4 protein-coding genes and 2 pseudogenes are annotated in these 4347 nt (G+C 44.2%); 1 reads left to right on the forward strand and 5 read right to left on the reverse strand.

The window, feature by feature from the left end:
- Window positions 1-259: 259 nt before the first annotated feature.
- On the forward strand, window positions 260-1627 hold the full coding sequence (locus DSM107010_RS36970; protein WP_181246540.1) for an IS4 family transposase: 1368 nt from the start codon (window positions 260-262) through the stop codon (window positions 1625-1627).
- 122 nt (window positions 1628-1749) lie between these two features.
- Here DSM107010_RS36970 and DSM107010_RS41840 read toward each other — a convergent pair.
- The 5 genes and pseudogenes from DSM107010_RS41840 to DSM107010_RS36990 all read right to left on the reverse strand — a co-directional run.
- Window positions 1750-1911, reverse strand: a pseudogene (locus tag DSM107010_RS41840) (IS6 family transposase); the annotation flags it as partial.
- A gap of 249 nt (window positions 1912-2160) precedes the next feature.
- Complete coding sequence (locus tag DSM107010_RS36980) at window positions 2161-2664, reverse strand: pentapeptide repeat-containing protein (RefSeq protein ID WP_106170705.1); 504 nt, start codon at window positions 2662-2664, stop codon at window positions 2161-2163.
- 106 nt (window positions 2665-2770) lie between these two features.
- Complete coding sequence (locus DSM107010_RS39175; protein WP_158631975.1) at window positions 2771-2917, reverse strand: hypothetical protein; 147 nt, start codon at window positions 2915-2917, stop codon at window positions 2771-2773.
- Between the two features lie 349 nt (window positions 2918-3266).
- A pseudogene (locus DSM107010_RS43540) lies at window positions 3267-3671 on the reverse strand (transposase); the annotation flags it as partial.
- Between the two features lie 50 nt (window positions 3672-3721).
- A partial coding sequence (locus DSM107010_RS36990; RefSeq protein ID WP_199756034.1) for a tyrosine-type recombinase/integrase occupies window positions 3722-4347 on the reverse strand: 626 nt, incomplete at its 5' end.

A 4347-nucleotide genomic window follows, 5' to 3' on the forward strand; every position in this document is an offset into this window, starting at 1 on the left:
ATCATAACAAGGACGTATTTGCTGCTTACAAGCAGAGTTTAGGCTTTATTTGGGCTTAGAACTTGTTTAAGTCCCGTTAGAGCCTTTTGTACTATCTGGCTGCGAACAAACAGGTAGGTATGTGGTTTCAAGCAGGTGCTTATGTGTAACGCAGCGATAATGCGGGCATTACCCAAAAATATTCCGTAGCTAGAAAAAGCCTCCAAGTTCGTGAAATACTTATCAACGATACTTGGAAGCCAATAAGACTAGTACTACTGTGACAAATCGTGTGAAAATCCTCAAGCAAAAATTTAGCCAAAGCCTGGGATTACCTTTTCAAGAGATTTTACCAGAATCTGTAATTGAGCAAGCTATAGACGAGTTAAAAATTAAATATCGTCGCCGCCTATTTGACCCATTCGTGACTCTATGGGTATTTCTGTCTCAAGTTTTAGATGTTGATAAAAGTTGTCACAACGCAGTAAGCAGAGTGATTGCTTATTTAGTAGGTGAAGGAGTAGAAATTCCCTCAACTGATACGAGTGCCTATTGTCAAGCTCGGTCTAGATTGCCAGAAGAGTTGTTAGTAAGACTTTTTAGTAAGGCTGCACAAAGTCTACAAGAGAAAGTAACAACAGAAGATTTGTGGTGTGGTCGAAGTGTGAAAGTCATAGATGGCTCAGCTGTTTCTATGCCCGATACTGTGGAAAACCAAACAGCCTACCCTCAACCTAGTAACCAAAAGTTAGGATGTGGGTTTCCAGTCGCCAAAATTGGTGTGATATTTAGCCTAGCTACAGGTGCTGCTATTGCCCTAGTTATCGATGTTTTAAATACTCATGATATTCAACTTGCGAGAAAAATGTATGAATTTCTTAACAGGGGTGATGTCCTTCTAGGAGATAGAGCTTTTTGTTCTTATGCCGATTTAGTTTCGATTAAAAACCTTGGCTGCGATGCAGTATTCCGCAAGCATCAGTCTCGAAAAACAACTATGCGAAAAGGTAAAATAATTGGCGATTGCGATCGATTAGTTACTTGGCACAAACCTCAAAAATGCCCTCAAGGATTAAGCGAGTCGGAATTTGTTACTTTACCTTGTACCTTGACAGTGCGAGAAGTCTGTTACTACGTTATCATCCCTGGATTTCGGACTTCATCTGTCAGTTTAATTACTACTTTGTTGGAGTCAAAAATTTATCCTTCCCTCGAACTTGTGCGGCTTTATGGTGAACGTTGGGACGTTGAACTAGATCTAAAACACTTAAAAATCACTTTGGGAATGGATATCTTGCGGGGGAAAACTCCTCAAATGGTACGTAAAGAAATTTACGTCTTTTTGTTGGCTTACAATTTGCTTCGCGGTTTGATGTGGTCAGCTGGTACAACCTATGGTGCGCCTCCATTGCATCTATCCTTGCAGGGAACTCGCCATCATTTAACTCATTTTATGACTGTATTATTCGCCGCTGATTCTACACAGCGCCATCACATTTATCGCACTCTACTAAAAATTATTGTTCACAAGTTAGTCCCCGTTCGCCCAGGACGAAGTGAACCACGAGTCCGTAAACGTCGCCCTAAATCTTATCCATTGATGAATCAACCTAGACATCTATATGCTGTGCAATCGCAAACTGCTTGACTCATAAGCATTTCCGCTTATCTTAGTGCCATTCCACTCATTCCCCTTGACTCTCTACCAGTGCCTGCTAGATCTAAGGCATAGCAGGTTTCCTTTCTCACATCAAGTTTTGGTCATGCTCGCACCCAACGATACACCGTCGTATGGTCAACCTCCATCGCACGCTCCAGCATCATTTCTTCCAGGTTAGGGTATCTCAAGGGATAGCGGAGATACCACCGCACGCACACGAGGATGATGTCGGACTGAAAGTGACGCCACTTGAAAGGATGTTTGCAGTTCATGGAAGAGATAGGCGAGCGAACAGCAGTAAGTACAAGTACTATCTCTCCCAAAATACTATCTATTTTTGCAACACAACCGTTATGCCTAAGTCAGAGGGGGGGCGATTAGAAAAGTACCATTATGGTAACTCGTTGGTCGCCTACCCTACGTCACGCACGGTTCTTAGGGGAGGGGGATACGGTGACAGCCGCCTTACCCGCTCGAGTCGGAGGAGCGACCCTCCGGCTTAGTTCAACTGGCACCCAAATTCAGCTATACCTTTTTTGTTTCTTCCGATACCTTACAGGAGGTTCCCAGTTTGATGAAAGAGGGTTAATCTTGACATTCTCCGATTCGACCCATTCTTCTTCATATATGGCACCATGCAGGTTGGCATTGCTCAGGTCGACGGGCAGCTTGGCACCACGCAGGTCGGCATTGCTCAGGTCGACGGGCAGCTTGGCACCACGCAGGTCGGCATTGCTCAGGTCGGCATCGCGTAAGTCAGCACCGCGCAGGTCGGCACCGCGCAGGTCGGCAAACATCAGGTTGGCAAACATCAGGTTGGCATCGCGCAGGTCGGCATCGCGCAGGTCGGCATTGCTCAGGTAAGCATAGCGCAGGTCGGCACCGCTGAGATCGGCATTATTTAAGTCCCTATTTGAAGTTTTAGCATTGATTTCTTCAATTAAACGAAATTTATTATCTGTATCATGAGATGACACTTGAGATGACATAGGCTTCCAAATGTTCATTAGCTTCCAAATGTTCATTGCTTTATAACCTCTCAATGTTTGCCGCGCCTTATTGAATGAACTAAATTCCGCTTGTGTTGCAAAAACTTTTTAATAACAGAGCTTTCTTACCGAGCGGCTCTCATTATGCAGTCACTCCAAAATTTTGAGATACAAATTCTACTGGTGTGGTTAATGCCTGCAAGGCAGGTATAATGTAATTAGAGAAGTAATGAACAAATAGCGTTAGACAGAGATAAATTGCAATGTTTGTTGTGTAGTCGTGTTTCATACTTAACTCCTTGTTTGTTGATGTTAGACAATCGGTATCAAGACAATCAGTCTTTCTATTTGAGGTGGGCGAATTGAGCTTGCTTTATAGCTCCTCCTCAACTGTTCATCCCTCCATATATGTATCGGGCGTGGGTAGAGAAATTTCGCACTTGATTTAAGAATTATTGAAAACTAACAAGACAGTTGTGTTGCAAAAACAGGAGTGAGAGGGTAGTATTACAATCCCGTTGCGAATCTATAGCTTGATGTCTTGGACTTAGACGAATACAGCCAGTAATGGCTCAGATATCCCTCTTCTAAGAAACCAGATTTTCTGAGGGCTGAGGAATAAGCTCAAAACCAAAAGCCTAGGCTTTTTTGTGGAGATTATTGACCATTCGCTCACGGTAACGCTGCTCATAGTAATCCATGCCAGGAGCGGTGTAATCTGCTCCGGTTGTCCAAAGTTTGTAAAAAATTCGCGCAATCTTATGAGCAGTGGCAGTAATGGCTTTAGGAGAACCAAGTCGAGAACGTAGGCGACGATAAAATGTGCCCAAAGCGGAATTACTTTTTCCGGCAGTTTGTACTGCCATACGGAAAGCTGTCTTCAGCACGGTTGACTACAGGACGAGTTTGAGAACTTTTAATTTTGCCACCAGTAATGCGACTGCCAGCGACATTGCGCCAAGCCAAGAGGTAAAGTGTCTAACTGTAGGGAATCGGCTGGGATCTAAACCAACCTCAGAAAGGATGATTTGTACTGTCAGGACGAGAGCGATTTTTTTCGGGGGAGATCGGCGGCAATCAGGGGTTTTAAACACTAATCATTCCAAAGACCTTGAAACCTGGCAGATGCAAGTTCGGTGTAACGGACTGTGTGTTGGATATTGTTATGACCTAGGTAGCTCTGAATTGTGCGAGTATCAGTACCTCGATTCGCCAAATAGTAACCCGTTCCATGTCGCAGCATATGAGCATGAATTGGAAAAGAGAAACCTGCTAACTCGCCAGCCCGCTCAACAATTCCACTTACAGTATCCCGTGCTAACGGTCCACGTCGAGAAGACTGGAAAACATAGGGGCTAGAAGGATAATCTCGTTGCAACTTACGCAGAGAGCGAATCTCATCAGAGTAAAGTGGTTGCACAGAAGGAGTTCCCTTTTTGACTCGCTTTACGTAAATCGTTCCACCGTTAAAGTCGATCTGCTCCCATCGCAGGGCTACTGCCTCTGCCACTCGCAATCCGTGACGGTAAAGCAGCAAAATTAGGGTTGAGTCTCGATAAGCGTGGCGACCCTTCATTTTTTTGATGGCTGTCCGCATCGCCTCAACTTCTTCAGGTAACAAATGTTCCCTAGTTCTAATCTCTGAATACTTGCGAGAGTTGGGTGATTTACGCTCTTGTTTTTCTGTTTTACCAACTTTCGTTAGTTGGACGAGTTGTT

It is taken from the genome of Chroococcidiopsis cubana SAG 39.79, assembly GCF_003991895.1.
In the GTDB taxonomy this organism is placed as follows: Bacteria; Cyanobacteriota; Cyanobacteriia; order Cyanobacteriales; family Chroococcidiopsidaceae; genus Chroococcidiopsis; species Chroococcidiopsis thermalis.

Coding starts and splice junctions, on each gene's coding strand:
- DSM107010_RS36980 (WP_106170705.1), bottom strand. CDS start 2,664: ATGAACATTTGGAAGCTAATGAACATTTGGAAGCCTATGTCATCTCAA.
- DSM107010_RS39175 (WP_158631975.1), bottom strand. CDS start 2,917: ATGAAACACGACTACACAACAAACATTGCAATTTATCTCTGTCTAACG.